18 protein-coding genes are annotated in these 21758 nt (G+C 37.4%); 5 read left to right on the top strand and 13 right to left on the bottom strand.

What is annotated here, in order from left to right:
• Positions 1 to 13: 13 nt before the first annotated feature.
• Complete coding sequence (locus tag ACULEU_RS00770; RefSeq protein WP_445453557.1) at positions 14 to 916, bottom strand: LytR/AlgR family response regulator transcription factor; 903 nt, start codon at positions 914 to 916, stop codon at positions 14 to 16.
• Between the two features lie 310 nt (positions 917 to 1226).
• Positions 1227 to 2768 carry a glycine--tRNA ligase gene (locus ACULEU_RS00765; RefSeq protein WP_445453556.1) on the bottom strand — a complete coding sequence of 514 codons (1542 nt, stop codon included), beginning with the start codon at positions 2766 to 2768 and terminating at the stop codon, positions 1227 to 1229.
• A gap of 98 nt (positions 2769 to 2866) precedes the next feature.
• Between ACULEU_RS00765 and ACULEU_RS00760 the strand changes: the two genes are divergently transcribed.
• Both ACULEU_RS00760 and ACULEU_RS00755 read left to right on the top strand, forming a co-directional pair.
• Positions 2867 to 3550, top strand: coding sequence for a ComF family protein (locus ACULEU_RS00760; protein WP_445453555.1), 684 nt, complete (start codon positions 2867 to 2869; stop codon positions 3548 to 3550).
• A gap of 75 nt (positions 3551 to 3625) precedes the next feature.
• Positions 3626 to 5227 (top strand): Ig-like domain-containing protein, encoded by a 1602-nt coding sequence (locus tag ACULEU_RS00755; RefSeq protein ID WP_445453554.1) that lies wholly within the window; start codon positions 3626 to 3628, stop codon positions 5225 to 5227.
• Positions 5228 to 5237: 10 nt separating this feature from the next.
• Here ACULEU_RS00755 and ACULEU_RS00750 read toward each other — a convergent pair whose 3' ends face one another.
• From ACULEU_RS00750 to ACULEU_RS00705, 10 genes are all read right to left on the bottom strand, one after another.
• A complete protein-coding gene (locus ACULEU_RS00750) occupies positions 5238 to 6005 on the bottom strand; it encodes an amidohydrolase (RefSeq protein ID WP_445453553.1) in 768 nt (255 codons plus the stop codon).
• Between the two features lie 12 nt (positions 6006 to 6017).
• A complete protein-coding gene (locus ACULEU_RS00745) occupies positions 6018 to 8837 on the bottom strand; it encodes a GH92 family glycosyl hydrolase (protein ID WP_445453552.1) in 2820 nt (939 codons plus the stop codon).
• A gap of 29 nt (positions 8838 to 8866) precedes the next feature.
• The gene (locus tag ACULEU_RS00740) at positions 8867 to 9703 is read right to left on the bottom strand and encodes an endonuclease/exonuclease/phosphatase family protein (RefSeq protein WP_445453551.1); all 837 of its coding nucleotides are present in this window, start codon (positions 9701 to 9703) and stop codon (positions 8867 to 8869) included.
• Positions 9704 to 9902: 199 nt separating this feature from the next.
• Positions 9903 to 10664 (bottom strand): succinate dehydrogenase/fumarate reductase iron-sulfur subunit, encoded by a 762-nt coding sequence (locus ACULEU_RS00735; RefSeq protein ID WP_445453550.1) that lies wholly within the window; start codon positions 10662 to 10664, stop codon positions 9903 to 9905.
• A 46-nt stretch (positions 10665 to 10710) separates the two neighbouring features.
• On the bottom strand, positions 10711 to 10929 hold the full coding sequence (locus tag ACULEU_RS00730) for a four helix bundle protein (RefSeq protein ID WP_445454869.1): 219 nt from the start codon (positions 10927 to 10929) through the stop codon (positions 10711 to 10713).
• A 42-nt stretch (positions 10930 to 10971) separates the two neighbouring features.
• Entirely contained in the window at positions 10972 to 11085 is a 114-nt protein-coding gene (locus ACULEU_RS00725; protein WP_445453549.1) for a four helix bundle protein, read from the bottom strand.
• Between the two features lie 28 nt (positions 11086 to 11113).
• Positions 11114 to 13123 (bottom strand): fumarate reductase/succinate dehydrogenase flavoprotein subunit, encoded by a 2010-nt coding sequence (locus ACULEU_RS00720; protein ID WP_445453548.1) that lies wholly within the window; start codon positions 13121 to 13123, stop codon positions 11114 to 11116.
• A gap of 13 nt (positions 13124 to 13136) precedes the next feature.
• Positions 13137 to 13802: a succinate dehydrogenase cytochrome b subunit gene (locus tag ACULEU_RS00715; RefSeq protein ID WP_445453547.1), complete on the bottom strand. Its 666-nt coding sequence runs from the start codon at positions 13800 to 13802 to the stop codon at positions 13137 to 13139.
• 158 nt (positions 13803 to 13960) lie between these two features.
• A complete protein-coding gene (locus ACULEU_RS00710; protein ID WP_445453546.1) occupies positions 13961 to 14833 on the bottom strand; it encodes a hypothetical protein in 873 nt (290 codons plus the stop codon).
• A gap of 30 nt (positions 14834 to 14863) precedes the next feature.
• Positions 14864 to 15715, bottom strand: a complete 852-nt coding sequence (locus tag ACULEU_RS00705) for a ChaN family lipoprotein (protein WP_445453545.1) — start codon at positions 15713 to 15715, stop codon at positions 14864 to 14866.
• An 84-nt stretch (positions 15716 to 15799) separates the two neighbouring features.
• Between ACULEU_RS00705 and ACULEU_RS00700 the strand changes: the two genes are divergently transcribed.
• From ACULEU_RS00700 to ACULEU_RS00690, 3 genes are all read left to right on the top strand, one after another.
• Positions 15800 to 16396: a Crp/Fnr family transcriptional regulator gene (locus ACULEU_RS00700; RefSeq protein ID WP_445453544.1), complete on the top strand. Its 597-nt coding sequence runs from the start codon at positions 15800 to 15802 to the stop codon at positions 16394 to 16396.
• 96 nt (positions 16397 to 16492) lie between these two features.
• Positions 16493 to 17785, top strand: coding sequence for an aminopeptidase P family protein (locus tag ACULEU_RS00695; protein WP_445453543.1), 1293 nt, complete (start codon positions 16493 to 16495; stop codon positions 17783 to 17785).
• A 337-nt stretch (positions 17786 to 18122) separates the two neighbouring features.
• A complete protein-coding gene (locus ACULEU_RS00690) occupies positions 18123 to 18905 on the top strand; it encodes an alpha/beta fold hydrolase (protein WP_445453542.1) in 783 nt (260 codons plus the stop codon).
• Between the two features lie 44 nt (positions 18906 to 18949).
• Here the strand turns inward: ACULEU_RS00690 and ACULEU_RS00685 are convergent, their stop codons facing one another.
• The gene (locus ACULEU_RS00685; RefSeq protein WP_445453541.1) at positions 18950 to 21712 is read right to left on the bottom strand and encodes a PD-(D/E)XK nuclease family protein; all 2763 of its coding nucleotides are present in this window, start codon (positions 21710 to 21712) and stop codon (positions 18950 to 18952) included.
• Between the last annotated feature and the right edge of the window lie 46 nt (positions 21713 to 21758).

Genomic DNA, 21758 nt, shown 5'->3' with positions numbered 1-21758 from the left:
TATTATTTTTCTTCTAAATCTCCAAATAATTTCCTGAGGCTATTCGACTTATAATTAAATCCACATTCTCTTTATAGGATTTTGAGAACGGTAGTTTCGTGGTTGAATTTTTGATGTAACACACTGTGTTTCCGGTGTGAATACGGGAAACTTGGTTTACGTTGATGATGTAACTGTTGTGAATTCTAAGAAACTGGTGTGTTGGCAAAACGGTTTCAAAATGTTTTAAGGTTTTAAAAGCCGTAATCATTTCTCCATTATTTAGATGGATATCGGTCGAGTTATTATCGGCTTCAAAATAGAGAATATCTGCTGAATCAATATAACGGTAATCGCCATAAGATTTGACACAAATCACCAAAGATTGGTCAGGTTGCATAACTACCGTTGGTTTTTCTAAAGCCATTGGTGTAACCTTAACCTCTATATCATTTACATTTTCATCAATAAGTTCTTCTTCAAGAGTAATCGCCTCGGTTTCATCCAACACTTCATAGGTTGCCACTGGATTTTTGACTTCCATATGCGGTAAATCCGATTGAATGGCGCGGTCGAATTTCAGAATTGCTTTTCTAAAATCATTTATGTTTATTGGTTTCAATAAATAATCCACAACTTCATACTGTAAAGCATCGTAGGCTAAATCTTTTTTAGAAGTAGTGACAATTATCTTGGGAACCACCTTTAAATAGCGGTACAATTCGTTGATTAAACTAAGGGAAAGATTGCTTTTTTTGTCTGAAGGATCAATTTCCAAAAACACCAAATGTGGCTGATGTTCCAAAATCAAATTAACACCATCATCATAATTATTAGCGGAAGCCAAAAATGACAAATTGCGAAAACGCTCAGCAATAGCCTGAGTTTTCGTGACATCGTCCTGATTGTCATCAATAATTATAAAAGTGTGACTCATTAATGTTTTTCCATTGATTTAGGGAAAACATTAGTGGTTGTATGCGTAGTTTGGGGACAACTAAAAACTGTTCAGCTAATATTATGATAAATATCCAGTCTTGAAAATATAATCGTTTAAACGTCTTTATTTTCGTTATAGCGAATGTATAAATTTGAGGTTTACTTTACTAAAAATGTTAATATTAATGGTAAAGTTGTTAATATATAGTTACATAACCGAAGAAAAGGCTACAAAACAAAAAATCCAAATTCAAATTAGAATTTGGATTTAAGTTTTTTAAATTATGGTTGCTAGAAATCGTATACAATTACATCTTCATTAACCAGTTTCTCACCGAAACCTCATCATTGATAATGTTTCTTAAATCTGTGATTTTAACACGATCTTGTTGCATCGAATCTCTATGGCGAATAGTTACTGTTTGATCTTCGAGAGTTTGATGATCCACCGTGATGCAGAAAGGAGTTCCTAAAGCATCTTGTCTACGGTAACGACGGCCCACAGCATCTTTTTCATCATAAGCCACATTGAAATCCCACTTTAAGTCTTCGATAATTTTTTGAGCTACTTCAGGCAAACCATCTTTCTTAACTAATGGCAATACTGCAGCCTTTGTTGGCGCCAATACTGATGGTAATCTTAAGACTGTACGAGTAGAACCATCTTCTAAGGTTTCTTCTTGTAACGAGGTAGCAAAAACGGCTAAAAACATGCGATCCAATCCAACCGATGTCTCCACTACATAAGGAACGTAATTTGAATTGGTTTCAGGATCAAAATACTGTAATTTTTTTCCGGAATATTCTTCATGTGCTTTTAAATCAAAGTCGGTTCTTGAATGGATTCCTTCTAATTCTTTGAATCCGAAAGGGAAATTGAACTCAATATCCGCAGCGGCATTAGCGTAATGAGCTAATTTTTCGTGGTCGTGAAAACGGTAGTTCTGTTTTCCTAATCCCAAGGACAAATGCCAGTTCAAACGGGTAGTTTTCCAGTACTCATACCATTTCATTTCTTCGCCTGGTTTTACAAAAAATTGCATTTCCATTTGTTCAAATTCACGCATACGGAAAATAAACTGTCTTGCAACAATCTCGTTCCTGAAGGCTTTCCCAGTTTGTGCAATACCAAACGGAATCTTCATTCTTCCGGTCTTTTGCACGTTGAGGAAGTTAACGAAAATTCCCTGTGCCGTTTCAGGACGCAGGTATAAATCCATCGCGTTTTCGGCAGAAGCACCTAGTTTGGTACCAAACATCAAGTTGAACTGTTTTACATCGGTCCAATTGCGGGAACCTGTTTCAGGATCTGCTATTTCTAGTTCTTCAATAAGATTTTTTACATCTTCTAAATCGCCATTACCTAACGAACGACCCATGCGCTCCAGAATCTCTCTCTCTTTGGAAAGGTATTCCATTACGCGTGGATTGGTAGTTTTGTATTGCTCTTCATCAAAAGAATCTCCGAAACGTTCACGTGCTTTTTCGATTTCTTTTTTGGCTTTCAGGTTTAATTTTTCAGCATAATCTTCAATGAGAACATCTGCTCTATATCTTTTTTTAGAGTCTTTGTTGTCAATCAACGGGTCGTTAAACGCATCAACGTGACCGGAAGCTTTCCAAGTTGTTGGATGCATCAAAATGGCAGCATCAAGCCCCACAATATTATCATGCATCTGAACCATGGCTTTCCACCAATATTCTCTAATATTCTTTTTTAATTCAACACCGTTTTGCGCATAGTCATAGACTGCGCTCAAACCATCATAAATTTCGCTCGACGGAAAAATGAATCCGTATTCCTTTGCATGCGAAACTACGTTCTTAAATAAATCTTCTTGTTTTGCCATAATGCTGCAAAAATATAAAAAGCGATTATAAAAAAAGCCTTAAAAATCAATTAGAATAGAATTTTTTTATACTTTTATGTAAGAAAAAATCCTTTTTTATGTGGAAGCATTTGCTAAATCTGTTTTTTCCAAAGTCCTGTGCCGGTTGTAAGTCACTTTTATTAGGTAATGAAAATGTGATTTGTACCCAGTGCAGACATGAAATTCCGTTAACGAACCATCATAAAATAGAGCACAATGAAATCTTTCAAAAATTTTACGGTCGCATTCCATTAGAATACGGTTCGGCCTTGTTTTATTTCCATAAAAAAGGGATTGTTCAGGAGATGGTGCATCAGTTGAAATACAAAGGTCAGTATGAAATTGGCGAAACTATAGGAAACTGGTACAGTGAGGAATTGCGTTATCTGGAACAACTACAAAATATCGATTATATCATTCCGGTGCCATTACACAAAAAAAGATTGCGAGAACGCGGTTACAATCAGGTAGAAGGTTTTGGCAAAGTCTTATCTGCAAATCTTAAAATTCCCTATAATGACACCTTGTTGTTCCGAAAATTATATACAAAAACACAAACCAAGAAAGACCTATTGGGCAGAGCCGATGTCATTGCTACTGTTTTTGATGTGAATTTTACTGAAAGCCATCAAGGCAAACATTTTCTTTTGATTGATGACGTACTTACAACAGGTTCCACACTGGAAGCTTGTAGCCGTGCTTTACTCAAAATTCCCGACGCTAAAATTAGTATTGTATGTATGGCGATGTCACACAGTTAATTGTTAAGTTTTACCCAAAAACATTTCATTCACACTAAATATAATTGTTATTTTGTGCTTTGAAACAACCGCAGTATGCCAAAATCTATTTTTAAGTTTATTTGTTTACTTTTTATAGTCGTGATGTCGAGTTGCGCCAAGCGTGGCAATATTACGGGCGGTTTAAAAGACACGTTGTCTCCGATTTTGAAATCTAGTTTCCCAAAAAATCTTTCGACTAATTTTAATGGAAAGGAAATTAAATTGGTTTTTGATGAATATGTAAAGTTGAAAAACATCAACAAACAACTGATTATTTCGCCACCAATGAAAAATCAGCCAGAAATTTTGCCTACTAATGCTAGCAAAGTCATTACCATCAAGCTAAAAGACACGTTGCAACCCAACACAACCTACAGTTTGAACTTCGGGCAAAGTATTGAAGATAACAACGAAGGCAATCCGTATTCGCAATTCAAATATGTTTTTTCTACTGGAGCTTATATCGATTCGTTAAAAATTAATGTCAAAGTCAAAGATGCTTTGGAAAAAAAGACGGATAATTTTGTATCCGTAATGCTTTATGAGATCAATGAAAAATTCAATGACTCCACTATTTATAAAGAAACTCCAAGATACATTACGAACACCTTAGACAGTCTGAAAGTCGTTACTCTTGAAAACATCAAAGCCGGAAAATATCTTTTGGTTGCGCTGAAAGATAACGGGAACAACAAATACAATCCAAAATCAGATAAAATAGGTTTTCAAAAGCAGTACATTACGATTCCAAACGATACCCTCTTTGAAGTAGAATTATTTAAAGAAAAACTTCCTTTCAATGCCCAAAAACCAATACAAGCTTCAGGAAATCGAATGATTATGGCTTACGAAGGAAATCCTAAACAGGTAAAAGTTTCGGTTAAAAATGGCGCTGAACTTCTTCCTACTATCGTTACACAATTCCCCAAAAAGGATTCTTTGAACATTTGGTTCCAACCGATAAAAGCTGATTCCTTAAAAGTTGTAGTTGAAAAAGAGCCGTTTTTAAAGGATTTCATGGTTAAAATAAAAAAGCAAAAAGTGGATTCGCTTACTATAACTTCGGAATTCAATGGTACGCTTCCGTTTCGTGAGCGTTTTAACTTAACGAGTACAATTCCTTTAGTAAAATTTGACAAATCGAAAATCAGCATCCGAAACAAAGATTCAGTAGCGGTTGATTTTACTACCGAATACGATGAATTTGAACAAAAACTTTTTTTCGACTTTAAAAAAGAAGAACAGGAAAAGTATAAAATTCAGCTTATGCCCGGAGCTTTAACTGATTTTTATGACAGATCCAACGATACCTTAAACTACGCTATTGCTACCAAAAAAACTACAGATTATGGTAATTTGAAAGTGGTTTTAGAGAATGTCAAACGATATCCTCTAATCCTCGAACTCACCGACAAAGACGGAAAAGTAAAAGCGACTGCATACTCAGAAAATAGTCCTACCGTAGAGTTCTTAGCATTGGAACCAGCTAAATATACCTTGAGAATCATCTATGATGATAATAAGAACAAAGTTTGGGACACTGGAAGTTTCATGGAAAAACGACAAACCGAAGAAGTCATTTATTTACCGAAAGAAATCGATCTTCGTGCCAATTGGGATTGGGAGCAGCCCTTTAATGTGGGAAGCACAAACTAGAAACTATCATTTACGAAGTTATTTCAAAAGAATCTCTATCATTTAAAAATGGCAATCGGCTTCGGGTTTCTAATAAATTGGCTTTATTCAAAGTCACTATAAAAACAGAATCGGCTTCTTGTGGCTCTAGCAAATAATTCCCCAGATAATCAACTACCTGAGAATGTCCAACATACTCGTGATGGTTCTCATCCGTCCCGATTCTATTCACGCCAATAGTATAACACATATTTTCTACTGCTCTTGCCTTTAACAAAATATCCCAAGCGTTAATTCTTGGTTTGGGCCAATTGGCAACATACAGCAAAACGTCATAATCTTCAACATTTCTGGAAAAAACAGGAAAACGCAAGTCATAACATACTAGCGGACAGATTTTGTATCCTTTGTATTCGATAATTAGTTTTTCTGTGCCTGCTGTGTAGTATTGGTCTTCGCCAGTCAATGTGAATAAATGTCTTTTATCGTAGGTTTTGATGACACCCGTTGGAAAAACAAAGACTAAGCGGTTGTAATACTTTCCCTCTTCCTGAATAACCAAACTTCCGGTAATAGCGCAGTTTTTGGCTTTCGCCAGATGTTGTAGCCACGAAACCGTTTCGCCTTGCATGTTTTCAGCAACAGCTTGTGGATTCATAGTAAAGCCTGAAGAAAACATTTCGGGTAACACAATCAAATCAACATCTTCCATAAAACCAGTGATTTTCTGGGCAAGATGGCTTCTGTTTTCGATAGGGTTTTCCCATGATAATGAAGTTTGGATTAAGGCTATTTTCATTTTTTTAAGTGATTAGTGAATAGTAATCTCATCAATAAAAATAAAAGCATCACCACCAGCACCTTGATGCCATTCGGGTAATTTTCCAAAATTATAGGCTTTTATTTTGACGTATTTTGCTTTAAGTTCTTTGTCCAGATTAAAGCTTTTTATTTTGTTTTCGGTTTCTTTTGGATCGATACTGTTATCGATTGTTCCTGCTAAAGTGTAGTTGCTATTATCATTCGAAACATAGTATTCCACCTTGGTAGGCATTAAAATCCACGAACGGGAATCTTGTAAGAATGTGGCATCAATAGAATGAATCGTTATTTCTTTTTGTAAATCAACAACCGCTTCAAAATCCTGTCCTTGATAGCCTTGCCAATCGCCTTTGCGCCAATTCTCTGTGCCGAAAATTCCATCTAACAACCCTTCAGAACCACCGGCATGATACTGCGGATTATAAGTTGATTTGATGTTGATGGTATAGTTGTTGGGCTTTTTAAAGAACGATGCTGACACGATTCCGCTCTTTAAACCGTCTTTTTCAGAATAGGCTAGTATAGTCGAACTTTTATCTATTACAAATGCTTTTTTGTACTTTTTATAAGGTATGAATATCATACTTGTATCTTTAGAAAAGACGTGATAATATAATTGATCATTTCCATCCTTAGATTTTATTTCGATTGTCATTTTATCCTTAAACGCCTTACTTTCCGACTGGATTACCGGAACAGGAACAATATTAGTATAGAAAAAAGCATTACTGCTCATTATGGTTTTTTTATAAAATCTACCGATATTCTTTAATTCGTCTGCTGTTGAATTCTCACTAATCTCTTGTGTTTTTTCACCATTTAAATTGAGTCTAATTCTTTCGAAATAGGGCTTCGTTGTATCCCATTTAGCTGTTCCCGGAGTAACATTATAAATTCCCATCGAACTCAGCACATACCAAGCGCTCATTTGACCACAATCCTCATTGCCTATCAAACCATCGGGTGTGTTTTTGTAGAAATTATCTAAAACGAAACGCACTTTTTCAGTTGTTTTCTCAGGCTTTCCCACATAATTGTACAAATAAGCCATGTGATGACTTGGTTCATTGCCGTGTGCGTATTGCCCGATTAATCCGGTCACATCTACTTGTTCTCTGCCTGTTGTTTTGCTCTCGCTGTTGAACATTTCGTCTAATTTGACTTCAAATTTTTCGTTGCCACCATACGCTTCAATCATTCCGGGAATATCTTGTGGAACGAAGAAGGAATACTGCCACGAATTGCCTTCGGTAAAGTTGTTATTGATTTCACGCGGATCAAAAGGTTTGTCCCAACCTCCGTTTTTCTTTGGTCGCATAAATCCTGTATTCCAGTCGAAAACATTTTTCCAGCTTTGGGAACGTTTCATGAAATAGTTGTAATCTTCCTGTTTGTTTAAAATTTGAGCCATTTGTGCAATACACCAATCGTCATAAGCATATTCCACTGTTTTGGATACACTTTCGTGTTCGTCATCCATAGAAATGAAGCCCTGTCTTTTGTAGGCTTCTAAACCTAAATGATCCAGCATTGCCGAATGTTTTGCCGCTTGAAACGCTTTTTCATAATCAAAACCTTTAATTCCTTTCGCCATCGCGTCTGCCATTACGGAAACCGAATGATAGCCAATCATACAATCGGTTTCGTTGGAAGCTAATTCCCAGACTGGTAATCTTCCGCCTTGTTCGTATTGTTTTAAAAACGTATTGATGAAATCGGCCGTGCGTTTCTTTTCGATTAAGGTATATAGCGGATGTGCACCTCTGAACGTGTCCCAAAGCGAAAACACCGAATAGTAATCAAAACCTTCAGCCTTATGAATCTGATTATCCCTTCCGCGATATTTTCCGTCGATATCCTGAGCGATATTCGGTTGAACCATCGTATGATATAAAGCGGTGTAAAAAACGCTTAATTTATCTTTATTGCTTTCTGTAATTGCAATTTTAGAAAGTTGTTTGTCCCAAAGTGCTTCGGCTTCTTTTTTTACTTTTTCGAAATTCCAGTGGTTGACTTCGCTCATGTTATGCTTTGCTCCTTGGGAACTTGTTGGTGACAAAGCGACTTTTACTAAGATTTTTTCTCCTTTTTTAACTGATTTTGTAAAACTCAAAGCCAATTGGGTTCCAGCAAAAAAAGTATCGGTATTTTTAACCAAAGCAAAGCCGTTATTCCTAACATTGTTGATCTTCATCGGAACGTTAAATGCTATTCGGGCATAGACATATTGATCTTTGGCCCAAGCTTCGCTTCTGCGTAGAATTTCGATGGTTTTGCTGTCAATGATTTTGACTTCGCCTTGAAGTAATTTATCACGGTGATTTAAGTCGAGGATGATATTGGCATTTCCGGCTTTATGGAATGTGTATTCGTGAAAACCAACACGTGTTGAGGCAGTCACTTTTACATCAATAGTATGTTTGTCTAGTTTAACCGAATAATATCCTGCTGTCGCTTTTTCATTAGCATGAGAGAAGGTTGAGCTGTATTCTTTCGGATTCAAGGATGGTTCGCCCATGGTTGGCATCAGCATAATATCGCCATAATCGGTACAGCCAGTTCCGTTTAAATGCGTATGAGAAAATCCGTAAATAGTGGCATCATCATAATGATAACCCGAACAGCCGTCCCAACTTCCGTCTATTCTGGTGTCGGGAGATAATTGAACCATTCCGAAAGGCACTGTTGCTCCGGGATAGGTATGACCATGACCACCAGTCCCAATCATTGGATTGATGTATTGATGGTAGTTTTGACTGAAAACAGTAAGGGAAAGCAGTAAGAGTAAGGTTGAAAATTGTAGTTTCATGGTGTTGGACGTTTACCCTTCAAAGATACTTAAAATCGAAGTTCAACATAAACCGGCAAATGATCTGATGGGTATTTCAAGTCTTTGGAATCACTTAAAACGGCGTATTTATTGACTTTAAAGGGATTGTCTTTAGATAAAAAGATGTAATCAATTCGTTTCGTAACCGCTTCTTGGTGACGGAAACCATTGAAAGTCCCAATTGGTCCGAAAGGTTTCTCTTCTGAAATATCGCGACTGTCATTCATTTCTTTTTTGAGGTTGATAATACGTTGCTCTGTAGGTTCCGAATTGAAATCACCCATAAAAAACACCGGATACTTTTGCGCATTGAGTGCTTTTATTTTGGCTAATATCAACTGAATGGAATTGGTTCTGGCCAATTCGCCCATATGATCTAAATGGGTATTAAAAACCCAAAAAGTCTGTTTGGTCTTTCTGTCTTTAAGCAACGCATACGTACAAACCCGATTCAGCGCTGCATCCCAACCTTTAGAGATTTTATCCGGAGTTTCGGAAAGCCAAAAGGTGTTTTGCTGTACCACGTTGAAACGTACTTTTTTGAAAAAAATATTAGATGACTCGCCTTTTCCAATGCCATCTCTTCCAATGCCAACATAACTGTATTTTGGTAATAAAGTCGAGATATCCGAAACCTGACTGGGCAAAGCTTCCTGAATTCCGAAAATATCGGGTTCGTAAAAGGACACTTGTGAAGCCCAATATTCTTTTCGGTTCGCCCAAGCATTTTCGCCGTCAGAAGCTACATCGAGGCGAATATTGTAGGTCATCAGTTTTAGATTTTGTGCTGATAAAGTAGAAAAAAATGAAGTCAGCAAAAGCAAGTAAGTAAAATGAGTTTTCATTATAATTGAATTATATATCAAATATACATTTTTTGAGCAGCGTTTGTGTGAGGGATTGCAGTGGCATCCTTTTAGACCTGTCAGGTTTTTCAAACCTGACAGGTCTAAAAGATATAACGGAAAGCCCGACCCGAAGGGACACACCCAAAAAAAAACGCACCCAAAATGAGTGCGCTATATATAATTTTGCAAAAGTGAATTATTTCAAACTTGCTGACAAATATTCTCTATTCATACGAGCGATGTTTTCTAGCGAAATTCCTTTTGGACATTCCACTTCACAAGCACCAGTGTTAGTACAGTTTCCGAATCCTTCTTCGTCCATTTGGCGCACCATGTTTAACACACGTGCCGTGGCTTCTACTTTCCCTTGTGGTAATAAAGCATACTGTGAAACTTTGGCTCCCACGAATAGCATTGCGGAACCGTTTTTACAAGTAGCTACACAGGCACCACAACCGATACAAGCAGCAGCTTCAAAAGCGCGGTCAGCATCGTGTTTTGGAATTGGAGTAGCGTTTGCGTCAATGGTTCTTCCTGAGGTGTTCACTGATACAAATCCACCAGCTTGTTGGATTCTGTCGAACGAACTTCTGTCCACGACTAAATCTTTGATTACTGGGAAGGCTTTACTTCTCCAAGGCTCGATATAAATCGTATCGCCATCGTTGAATTTACGCATGTGCAACTGGCAGGTTGTGGTTCCGGTTTCCGGACCGTGAGCACGACCATTGATGTATAGTGAGCACATACCGCAAATTCCTTCACGACAATCGTGATCAAAAGCAACTGGCGATTTTTTATCGTTAATTAACTGCTCGTTTAATTGGTCTAACATTTCCAAAAACGAACTAGCAGTCGAGACATTATCTAATTTATAAGTTTCCATGCTTCCTTTGGATTTCGCATCTTTCTGACGCCAAATTTTAAGGTTTATGTTGATGTTTTTTGCTGCACTCATAATGTTTATTTTTAGCCATTAGCCAAAAGGCAGTAGGCATTAGTAGTTATTGTTTACTTGACTCTAATTTGTTTATAAAAGAATTTAGCATTTTACTTTCTTCTGTAATTTGATTCATTAATTCAGAAAATAAAGTTTCATTTTTAATAAATTTTAATCTTTTGGCAACGATCAGTTGGGTTTCTAACTCAAACAAAGAACCTCTTGAAATACTTACAAAATGAATATAACTTTGAGTTGAACTTCTGCCATAACCTTCAGCTATATTTGAAGAAATTGAAACACAAGCTCTTTTTATTTGGCTTGTTTAAGCGTAAAGTTCTTCTTTTGGAAAATCTTCAACTAATTCATATAAATTAATGGCAATCTCAATTCCTTTCTGCCAAATTATTAAATCTTTATATGATTTTATTTCACTCATCAACTATTGCCTATTGGCTGATGCCTAATTACTTATAATTTCTAGCTGCGATTTTAATAAACTCGTATTTTAATTCTTCCTTATTCAGGATTTCTTTGCTGATATCGTAACCCATGTATTCCCATGCGGCAACAAAGGAGAAGTTCTCATCATCGCGAAGCGTTTCTCCTTCTGAATCCTGATACTCTTCACGGAAGTGACCACCACAAGATTCGTTACGTTGCAACGCATCCATGGCCATTAATTGGCCTAAATCAATGAAGTCGGCTACACGAAGTGCTTTTTCTAATTCAGGATTCAATTCGTCTGCACTTCCCGGAACGTAAACATCTTTGTAGAATTCTTCTTTTAAAGCGGCAATTTCAGCAATAGCTTCTTTTAAGCCTTTTTCGTTTCTTCCCATGCCAACCTTGTTCCACATAATCAAACCTAATCTTTTATGGAAATGGTCAACCGATTTCGAACCGTTGTTATTGAGAAACTTAGCAATCGTTTCTTTTACGTTGTTTTCGGCTTCTGCAAACTCCGGCAAATCTGTTGAAATTTTTCCGGTTCTGATTTCATCTGCCAAATAATTGGAAACCGTGTAAGGCAATACAAAATAACCATCGGCCAAACCTTGCATCAAGGCAGAAGCACCTAATCTGTTTGCTCCATGATCAGAGAAATTAGCTTCTCCAGCAACGAAACATCCTGGAATTGTGGATTGCAAATTATAATCTACCCAAACTCCACCCATAGTATAGTGTACGGCCGGATAAATCTTCATTGGTGTTTCGTATGGGTTCTCGTCGGTGATTTTTTCATACATCGCGAAAAGGTTCCCGTATTTTTCTTCGAGCCATTTTTTTCCTAAACGAGTCACTTCTTCTGCAGATGGATTGTGATTTCCTTGAGCATAAGCAGTTTGTCTACCTTTGGTTTGAATTTCTGTAGAGAAATCTAAATAAACCCCTTCGTTGGTATCATTGGCTTCAATTCCGAATCCTTGGTCGCATAACTCTTTGGCAGCTCTTGAAGCTACATCACGAGGAACAAGATTACCAAAGGCTGGATATTTTCTTTCTAAGAAGTAATCTCTATTTTCTTCCGATAATTGTGTTGGTTTTAATTTTCCGGCGCGAATCGCTTCTGCATCTTCTTTCTTTTTTGGAACCCAAATTCTTCCTGAGTTTCGCAATGATTCTGACATCAAAGTCAATTTTGCTTGATTGGTACCATGAACAGGAATGCAAGTTGGGTGAATTTGTACAAAACAAGGATTGGCGAATAAAGCACCTCTTTTGTGAACTTTCCAACCCGCGGTCACATTACTTCCCATAGCATTTGTAGAGAGGAAATATACGTTTCCATAACCTCCAGAAGCAATTACCACAGCATGAGCCGAATGTCTTTCTAATTCGCCGGTAACCAAGTTACGGGCAATAATACCTCTTGCTTTTCCGTCTACTTTCACTAAATCCAGCATTTCGTGACGGTTGTACATCTTAACACGACCCAAACCAATTTGTCTTGATAAGGCTGAGTAAGCTCCTAATAACAACTGTTGTCCGGTTTGTCCTGCCGCATAAAATGTACGTTGCAATTGGGTTCCTCCAAACGAACGGTTGTCTAACATTCCACCATAATCACGAGCAAAAGGAACACCTTGAGCCACACACTGGTCAATAATATTAGCTGATACCTCGGCCAAACGGTGAACATTAGCTTCACGTGCTCTGTAATCGCCTCCTTTTATCGTGTCGTAGAATAATCTGTACGTACTATCACCATCATTTTGGTAATTCTTGGCAGCATTGATTCCGCCCTGAGCCGCAATCGAGTGTGCTCTTCTTGGAGAATCTTGAAAGCAAAATGCTTTTACATTATAACCCATTTCTCCCAAAGACGCAGCCGCAGATGCTCCGGCCAATCCTGTTCCTACCACGATAATATCAATCTTCGGTCGGTTGTTGGGCGCTACTAATTTTAAATGATCTTTATAATTGGTCCATTTGTCCGAAATTGGACCTTCTGGTATTTTTGAATCTAGTTTCATTTATAATTTGAAATTAATGATTAAAATGATGAAACAATGCAATAAAGATGAATCCAAAGGGAACTATTACTGCGAATGCATATCCTAATTTATGAAGTGCTCTCGAAAATTTATTGTTAAACCCTACTGATTGCATCGAAGAGTTGAAACCGTGCCATAAGTGCAAAGACAACAATACAAATGACAAACAATACAATCCGGTGCGAACCGGACTTTCGAATTTATGAACTAATTCGGTGAAGTATCTGGTTTCATCTATTGGATTTACTTCTACATATTTGTAAACCATTTCCGGAAACCAGAAATCGTAAAAATGCAATCCAAGAAATGCTAATACCACCAAACCCGAAATAATCATGTTTCTAGAGGCCCAAGACGAATTGGCGGAACCATTGTTTTTTGCATAAGCGATAGGGCGTGCATTTCGGTTTTGAATTTCCAAAACAAATCCCATTACAAAGTGAAAAATAACACCTGCAACTAAAATAGGCTGCATTACATACTGAATCAAAGGATTGTATCCCATGAAATGCGAAAAGGAGTTGAAAGTCTCTGCACTGAAAACAGATATGGAATTAATAAAAAAGTGAAGTGCTAAAAATGAAATTAAGAATAGTCCCGAAAGTGCCATCGCTACCTTTCTTGCAATGGACGAACTCAAAACAGAGGATTTTGCCATAATTGTGTAGATTTTTTAAAAAACAACACAAAAATACAGCTATTTGCCATTAACTACAACCTTTTCGCTGTAATTTATAATCAATTTAATTTGAGTTTAACACTTGTTGATTATCAAGTGCTTATAGACGTTTTAAAGCTTGAAAAAGTTAAACAAAACTACTTCACATAGGACGGAACTAAGCCACGTAATCCCATATCAACCACATTCTCTCCAATGCTCGGTTCGTATTTGCCGTCTGCCGTTACTTCCTGCCATTCAAAACTTTTATTGGTTGAGAGTGACAGCGTGATTACTACATCATTTGTTTCTGTTCCATCTATGACCAAGTTCGTGGCAAATTTCCCCGTTACTACACAGGTATTGTTAGCGCGTGGGATTGGAGAAGTCGCTTCTATTGGGTTGGGAACTGTGGTCGCTCCGGCTGGTGCTTGCCCCGAAGTAGAATATGGATGATCGTTTAGTCCAAAAGCCCAATATCCTTGTGCTCTGTTCCCATTCACATTAAAAATATTATTGCCAATGTTAAACGATGAAATGTAGGTGTTGAATCCCACAAAGCTTGCTAAAGTTCCGGCATAATCCATTCCGGCGTTGCGAACATTGATTTGATAATTTTGATACGATAATGAAACCCGCATCCATTGATAGCTTCCTGCTGCAACTTCACGTAGCGGAATTTTTAAAAAGGTTTCACCTTGAGCTACAGTTTTAGCTTGGCTAAAATCAATTGCCGTCGCCCCACCACTTGTCGTCTCGGGAGCATGATAGAGAATTTCCCCAAAGCCCAACTGCGTAGTCGCATTCGGAGCTAACTCAACATAATGGGATGAAATAGTATTAAAAATGGGAGACTGAGCTGCATTTCCGGCAGCAACCGATGACGGTTGTCCCAAATTATTCAAGCGTTCCTGAGTTGGGTCAAATTTAAACTTTACTATAAGCATCGGTTCCTGTTCCTTGTCCTCTGAGCAAGAAAGAAATGGAATAGTTACTACTAAAAACAACAAGGTTATATATCTCTTTTTCATTGGGTGGTTTTAAATTAAAATCAAACGACATCAATGCGTTTTGGTAACGTCTTCATCTATAACGAGAATATAGTCTGCTTTAGTATAATCTTCCTCATTTATTTTTTTTAAATCGGCTTGTTCTAATGTCGCAATGGTAATTATTTGTAGGGTAGGATTCCCTTTTTTTAAATACCAATAAATACCTTCAAAGTTATCAGAATGATAGGTTCCGTTATAGTGGATGAAAATCGAATCCTCTTTTAAATTCTTTTGGATAAAATAGGCCATAGTCGCATCTTTTATCGCCTGCGCTTTCGGCATATTCGGACTCGCATGTTCGCCCATCATCTTCATCATATTAACATAGCCCGGCAAATTGGCGTCATAAAGAATCGGTAACGGCGCTATCCATGATTTTTCTTCTGAAGTCAGACTTTCCAATGCTTCAAATCCTTTTTTGGAAACCAAAGACGCATACCTTCTGGGAATATTGGTGGCGATAAAAGGCAGTTTATTTTCTTTGGCAAAATCCACTAAAGGCTTGTAATCTGTTTTATAATTGGGCCAAAGTCGCGCTGTTGTATCCATTTGTTTCTGATTGATTTCATCCTTTAGATACTGATTGAGTTGCTTCTGGTTGTCGGCTTCTATCATTTCTGCCCCAAGAATTACTGCTTTCTTTTCAGCCAAATCTTTAGTCAGTTCTAGTTGCAGCCAATGCGAAATTGGATTGTTATGGTATTCGCCAAACAAAACTACTTGAGCAGTTCGAGCAGCTTTGAGCAATTGACCGTAATCCGCCTTTTTGCCCTTTTTATCAAAAAGTTGGTATGCTTTTTTGTCCTGAGCTTCAACCCCAAAACCAATTATAAAAGCGAGAAGTACTAGGATCTTTTTCATATTCAGATAATTTTGCTTAAAATTATTCATTAATCGCTGAATAAAAAAATATCACTGAAAAAGAATATTTTTGTGGTTAGTATCATGAAAAATCAAAACAACAGCACCATTTTTTTAAAGTATCTGCATCAGTATGTCGAAGGCAATGCTACATATTTGGAACAAGAGTTTTTAGAAATCATTGCTAAATTCAGCGTTTTGACCTTAAAAAAGAACCAGCTTCTTGTAGATGAAAACCAAGTGTGCCCTTACTTTGGATTTATTGAAAGTGGTGTTTTACAGCATGCTATTTTGGTAGATGATGATGAGAAAACAACCTATTTGGCTTTGCGCAACTCGGTTACTTCCTCATTGAATAGTTTTTTGAATAAGGTTCCGTCACGAAAAAGCATCAAAGCACTGGTCGATTGCCAACTCTGGGTAATCAATCTAAAGGGGTTTAAAGATTTACTTGCCAATAACGAAGCTTTCCGCCAATTTTATTATAATCTTATTGAAAAACAAATTATCCTCATTGACGAGTACCGCATCGACTTACTGACCCTTACTCCGGAAGAACGCTATACAAAGCTGCTTCAAACCGAACCAAAATTATTACAGGAAGTACCGCTGCATTACCTCGCATCCTTCCTCGGAATTTCTACCCGACATATGAGTCGCATCCGAAAAAACATAAAATAAAGCCAAATGGCTACAAGCTAGTTTGAAGTAATGCGTAATTTTGGTAAAACATTATATCTAATAATCTAACTTTCTAAGAAGTCTAAAATTCTAATCATGAAATACCATCAAATAGACCGTCAGTTGTTCATCAAAAATAGAGCAAAATTTACGGCACAAATGAAGCCCAACAGTGTAGCTGTTTTCAATTCTAACGATATTTATCCGGTTTCTGCCGATAGCACTTTGCCGTTTGCGCAACACCGCGATATCTTTTACTTGTCCGGAGTTGATCAGGAAGAAAGCATTTTACTGTTGTTTCCAGATGCTCCATACGAACATTTGAAGGAGATTTTATTCTTAAAAGAAACCAACGAACATATTGCCATTTGGGAAGGTGAAAAACTAACCAAAGACCGTGCTTTTGAAGTGGCCGGAATCAAATCGGTGATATGGTTGCAAGATTTTCATAAGACTTTGAAAGAAGTGATGGCATATGCCGAAACAATGTATATCAATACCAACGAGCATTATCGTGCAGTGATTGAAACCGAAACTCGTGAAGCGCGTTTTGTAAAATGGTGGAAAGAAAATTATCCGGCGCATAAAGTAGAAAAATCGAATCCGATTTTGCAAAGATTGCGCTCTGTAAAAGAAAGCGAAGAATTGGATTTAATCCAAAAAGCCTGCGACATTACCGAAAAAGGCTATCGCAGAGTGTTACAATTTGTAAAACCAAACGTTACCGAGTATGAAATTGAAGCCGAATTTGCGCATGAATTTCTAAGAAATCGTTCTAAAGGATTCGCCTACACGCCAATCATTGCCTCGGGAAACAATGCCAACGTTCTCCATTACATCGAAAACAACCAGCAATGTAAGGCAGGCGATTTGATTTTGTTAGATGTTGGTGCTGAATATGCCAATTATTCGAGCGATATGACGCGTATGGTTCCGGTTTCGGGTCGTTTTAGCGACAGACAGAAAGAAGTGTACAATGCCGTTTTAAGAGTAAAAAATGAAGCAACCCAAATGCTGACGGTGGGTAATTTATGGAAACAATACCATGTTGAAGTCGGGAAAATCATGACTTCGGAACTCCTTGCTTTGGGTCTAATCGACAAAGCTGATGTGCAAAACGAAAATCCGGATTGGCCAGCTTATAAAAAATACTTCATGCACGGAACCTCACACCATATGGGATTAGACACGCACGATTATGGCTTGTTATACGAACCTATGAAAGCCAATATGGTTTTTACGGTGGAACCAGGGATTTATATTCCGGCTGAAGGTTTCGGAATCCGAATTGAAGATGATGTCGTAATCCAGGAACAAGGCGAACCGTTCAACCTTATGCGCAATATTCCGATTGAAGTGGAGGAAATTGAATCGATAATGAATTCTTGATTAGAGAAAAGAATATAGAGAATAGATAATAGACGGCTCACGGAAGTGGGTCGTTTTTGTTTTTTTTAGATGATAGAAAATAGAGAATAGATGATAGACGGATTACGATGCTTGGTTGTTTTTCTTCTAAAAAATTGTCATTCCAACAAAGGAGGAATCACATGATGAGATTTCTCTCTGCGTTCGAAATGACAAGTTATGGCTTATGCTTCTTTTTTAGGCAATTGTATTTGTGGCAAAGGCTGACAAAAGGTTTTGTTGACAATTCTTTATCTCATCAATTGTTTCTTGCTTCTTTTCTCTTGCCTCTTGCTTCTGAAAACCCTATTTTTGAACTATGAAAACGCTTGTCTACAAAAACACTAAAATCTCTTATACCGATGAAGGTAAAGGCACGGCTGTGGTTTTACTACATGGTTTTTTGGAAAACAAAACGATGTGGGACAAGTATAACAGTCTCTTGTCTAAAAACCATCGGGTAATTACTATTGATTTACTTGGCCATGGTGCAACAGAATGTCTGGGATATGTGCATGCAATGGAGGACCAAGCCGATATGCTGTATGCGGTTTTAATCTATCTCCGACTGCGCAAAGTGATTTTAGTAGGACATTCTATGGGAGGTTATGTGGCTTTGGCTTTCGCCGAATTATATCCCGATTATGTCAAGGGTATCTTCCTTTTAAATTCGACTACGCGTGCTGACAGCGCCGAACGAAAAACCAACCGGGAACGCGCGATTGTATGCGTGAAACAAGATTATACCAACTTTGTCCGAATGTCTATCGCCAATCTGTTTAGCGAAGATAATCGAGAAAAACTGGCTAAAGAAATTGAAAAAGTAAAAAAAGAAGCCTTGAAAACGCCTTTACAAGGAATCGTAGCGGCTCTCGAAGGCATGAAAATACGAAAAGACCGCGAAGTACTGCTGCATTTTGCGCCTTATCCTATTCATTTAGTGTTGGGGAAAAAAGATCCCGTCTTGCCTTATGATGAAACTATAGATCAAATTGAAGGCACTAAAGTAGCCCTTACTACATTTAACGACGGACACATGTCTTCTATCGAAAACGAAAAGGAATTAAAAACAGTATTGGTTGAATTTTTAAAGAAGATTTAGTTTTTCAACCCCAAGAGCCTTTGTGTCTTTTGTGGTTAACCCTCTTAAAGCTTCTCTTCAAAAGGAATGGTAACGTCCAATATTTCCAAAAGTAATAGGACTATCTGATCCAAATAGCTTTCCATGATTTCGGGTGAAATTACTGAAAACGGTTCTTTTTCGGGTTTGAATTCAAAGGGTAAAAATCCAGATTTTAAGTTCTTGAATGATAGGATTCCGGCTTCCATTGCTCTTCCATTGGAATGAGGTTCATACATAAAAGCATAAACTAAAACCTGAATAATCTTCTCGTTTTTGATATCATTTGTCAGACCATTCCAGTCTTTTAAGGTTACATTACGCTGCTCTACTTTTCCGGTTTTATAATCCACAATTCTGATTTTTCCGTTGCGAAGTTCAATTCGGTCTACATTCCCTTTTATCAAGACCGGAAAGGGCAAACGAGAATCTGTAAGCGTCCTATCTAAAGTAGTTTCTAAGGCTAAAATCTGAATTTCATCTCCTTCCTTTTCTATCGATTCGATTTCTAATTTCAAGAAATTGAGTACATTACGCTTCGCGACTTCAAACGCTAAAAGGTTTCTTCCTTTATTGATTTCGCCTTCTTTGTAGACTTTTTTAAACTGAAGCAACACTTCAGAATCTATCTTACTCAAACAACTTTTGAGGTCTTCTATCAGTAGAATACGTCCCACAAAAGGCTTATATAATTCTTCTAAAGCGCCATGAATAATGGTTCCCAGTGTATTCACAGCAATGTTTTCTTCCACCTCATCCGTTTCCGAAATGCGCAAAACCCTTTGAAAGTAAAATTGTATTGGATTGCGGATATAGGTTGTTAAAGAGGAAGGAGAAAACCCATTTTCTGCGATTTCGCGTAAACGAGTCAAGACACTTTCTGTTTTAGGCACAACTACCGGCTGATGAGCAATACTCGGCACATTCGGATTGTAATGCTGAAAAGTCAATTGGTGTTTGGGTTTTTTTTCCACTTCCAACTGCGTGATAAAGCGACTTTTCTCGCCGGCATCAAATCCTTCACTATCCGAATTGTATATCAAATAAATGTTTTTAGCTCTTTGTAGTAAATGGTAAAAATGATAGGTATAAATAGCGTCTTTTTCTTTAAAAGTGGGCAAACCATATTCTCTTTTCACATCATACGGAATAAAAGAATTGGTGCTTTTTCCTGCGGGAAATTTGCCTTCGTTTACTGAGGTGATGATAACCGTCTCAAAATCGAGCACACGGCTTTCCAATACGCCCATAATCTGCAAACCGTTTAAAGGTTCGCCTTCAAAAGAAACCTCAGCAACATCAATTACTTGTTTATAAATAGCCTGTAAGGTTTTGATATCGTCTACTTGAGGATGTTCTGAAAAATAGGAAATCATTTTGTTGATGACCTTAAAAACAGAATAGACAAAGGCATTCACCACCTTTTCCTCCTCGTTTTCGTAGCTCAGATTCGCTTTGATTTGAAGTAAAATCTGAGACATGTTTTCTAAAATAGCAACACTACTTTTATCCCATTTTTGAAATAAAAGCCCAAAAAGAATATTGCCTTGCGGATGTAATTCCTCTAGTTTCTTATGGGGAATGAACGTAAAATTATTTTTGTTGATTTTACCAACCAATTCATGAGCCATAACAAAAGGTTCGATAAGTGGATGCGTCAAAATATCGAGCAGGTCTTTATAATACATTACATAACTCGAGGCATTTCGGGTCAAAGCGTTGCTGTGTAATTTGAACAATTTAGCTATCAGTAACTGAGCAGGATTATTTTTGCTCGAAAACCCCATCGTGATGTTCAGTGCATCAACGCTTGCGGGCAGTGAATGCAAAATGGGAAGCAACAAATTCTCTTCACCCAAAACTAAAGCCACATGGTGCAACCCTGAGGCGCTCTGATCAATATGGTTTTTGATAATATTTCCCGCTATTTTAGCTTGTCCAATCAATTTTGATGTAGCAATAAGCTGAATGTTCTTTTCTTCCTTAAAATCGTTGAAAATCCACTCATACGGATGTGTTTTATAATAAATCCATTCTGATTTGAAGCGACGTTGAAAAAGTCCGGCATCATGAAACGAATCGTGCAGCAAGGTTTCGTCGATATCCCAATATATTTTGGCCGCATCAAGTGCCAAAAGATGCTGTATAATTTTTTCTTCGGCTTGATTGAGCGCATTAAATCCGGCAAAAACAAAAAACTTCTGTTGATTGTTTTCAGAAAAGTGGTTTAGATTTGATACGGCTTCGCGATAAATTAATCCTTGATAACCTACTCCTTTATCCAAGAGATATTGATATAAGGAATGATAATAAAGTGGTAATTTTTTCCAGAACAATAGGTGTTTTTCAATCAATTCGGTTCGCTTGTCAAGATCAACGGACCAATGTTCGATTTCCTTTATGTTTTCAAGATAATTCAGAATGGCGTTAGGATCCAGAAGATAGCGGTCAATTTCATTAAAATCCTGAAGTAAGGTTTTAGCCCAATTGGCAAAGCTGTCGAAAGGTTCTGCCTTTTCATTAGTTGTAGTGGAAAGATATACTTCATAGAACTCAAAAAGAAGCTCAATACTATCAATAGAACGAATACCGGCAACATCCTGAACGAAGTCCTCAATGCTAATGATTTCAGGAGCAAAGATTGTTGTAGTAACCAGTGTCTTTAATTCCTCCAGTAAAAAGACTTTAGCTCTCTTGTTGGGTAAAACTATGGTTAGCTCTGATAAAGTATCAGAATATGATTTTAGTATTTCCTGAGCCAGTTGATGAAGAAAGGTTGGTTTTGACATTCTATAAAAATAGAAAAACGCCCCGAAATTCGGAGCGTTTTCTTGA

The organism is Flavobacterium sp. 25HG05S-40 (assembly GCF_052654735.1).
Note: the sequence above shows the minus strand (reverse complement) of the source record. Positions and strands in the feature narration are given on the sequence as shown.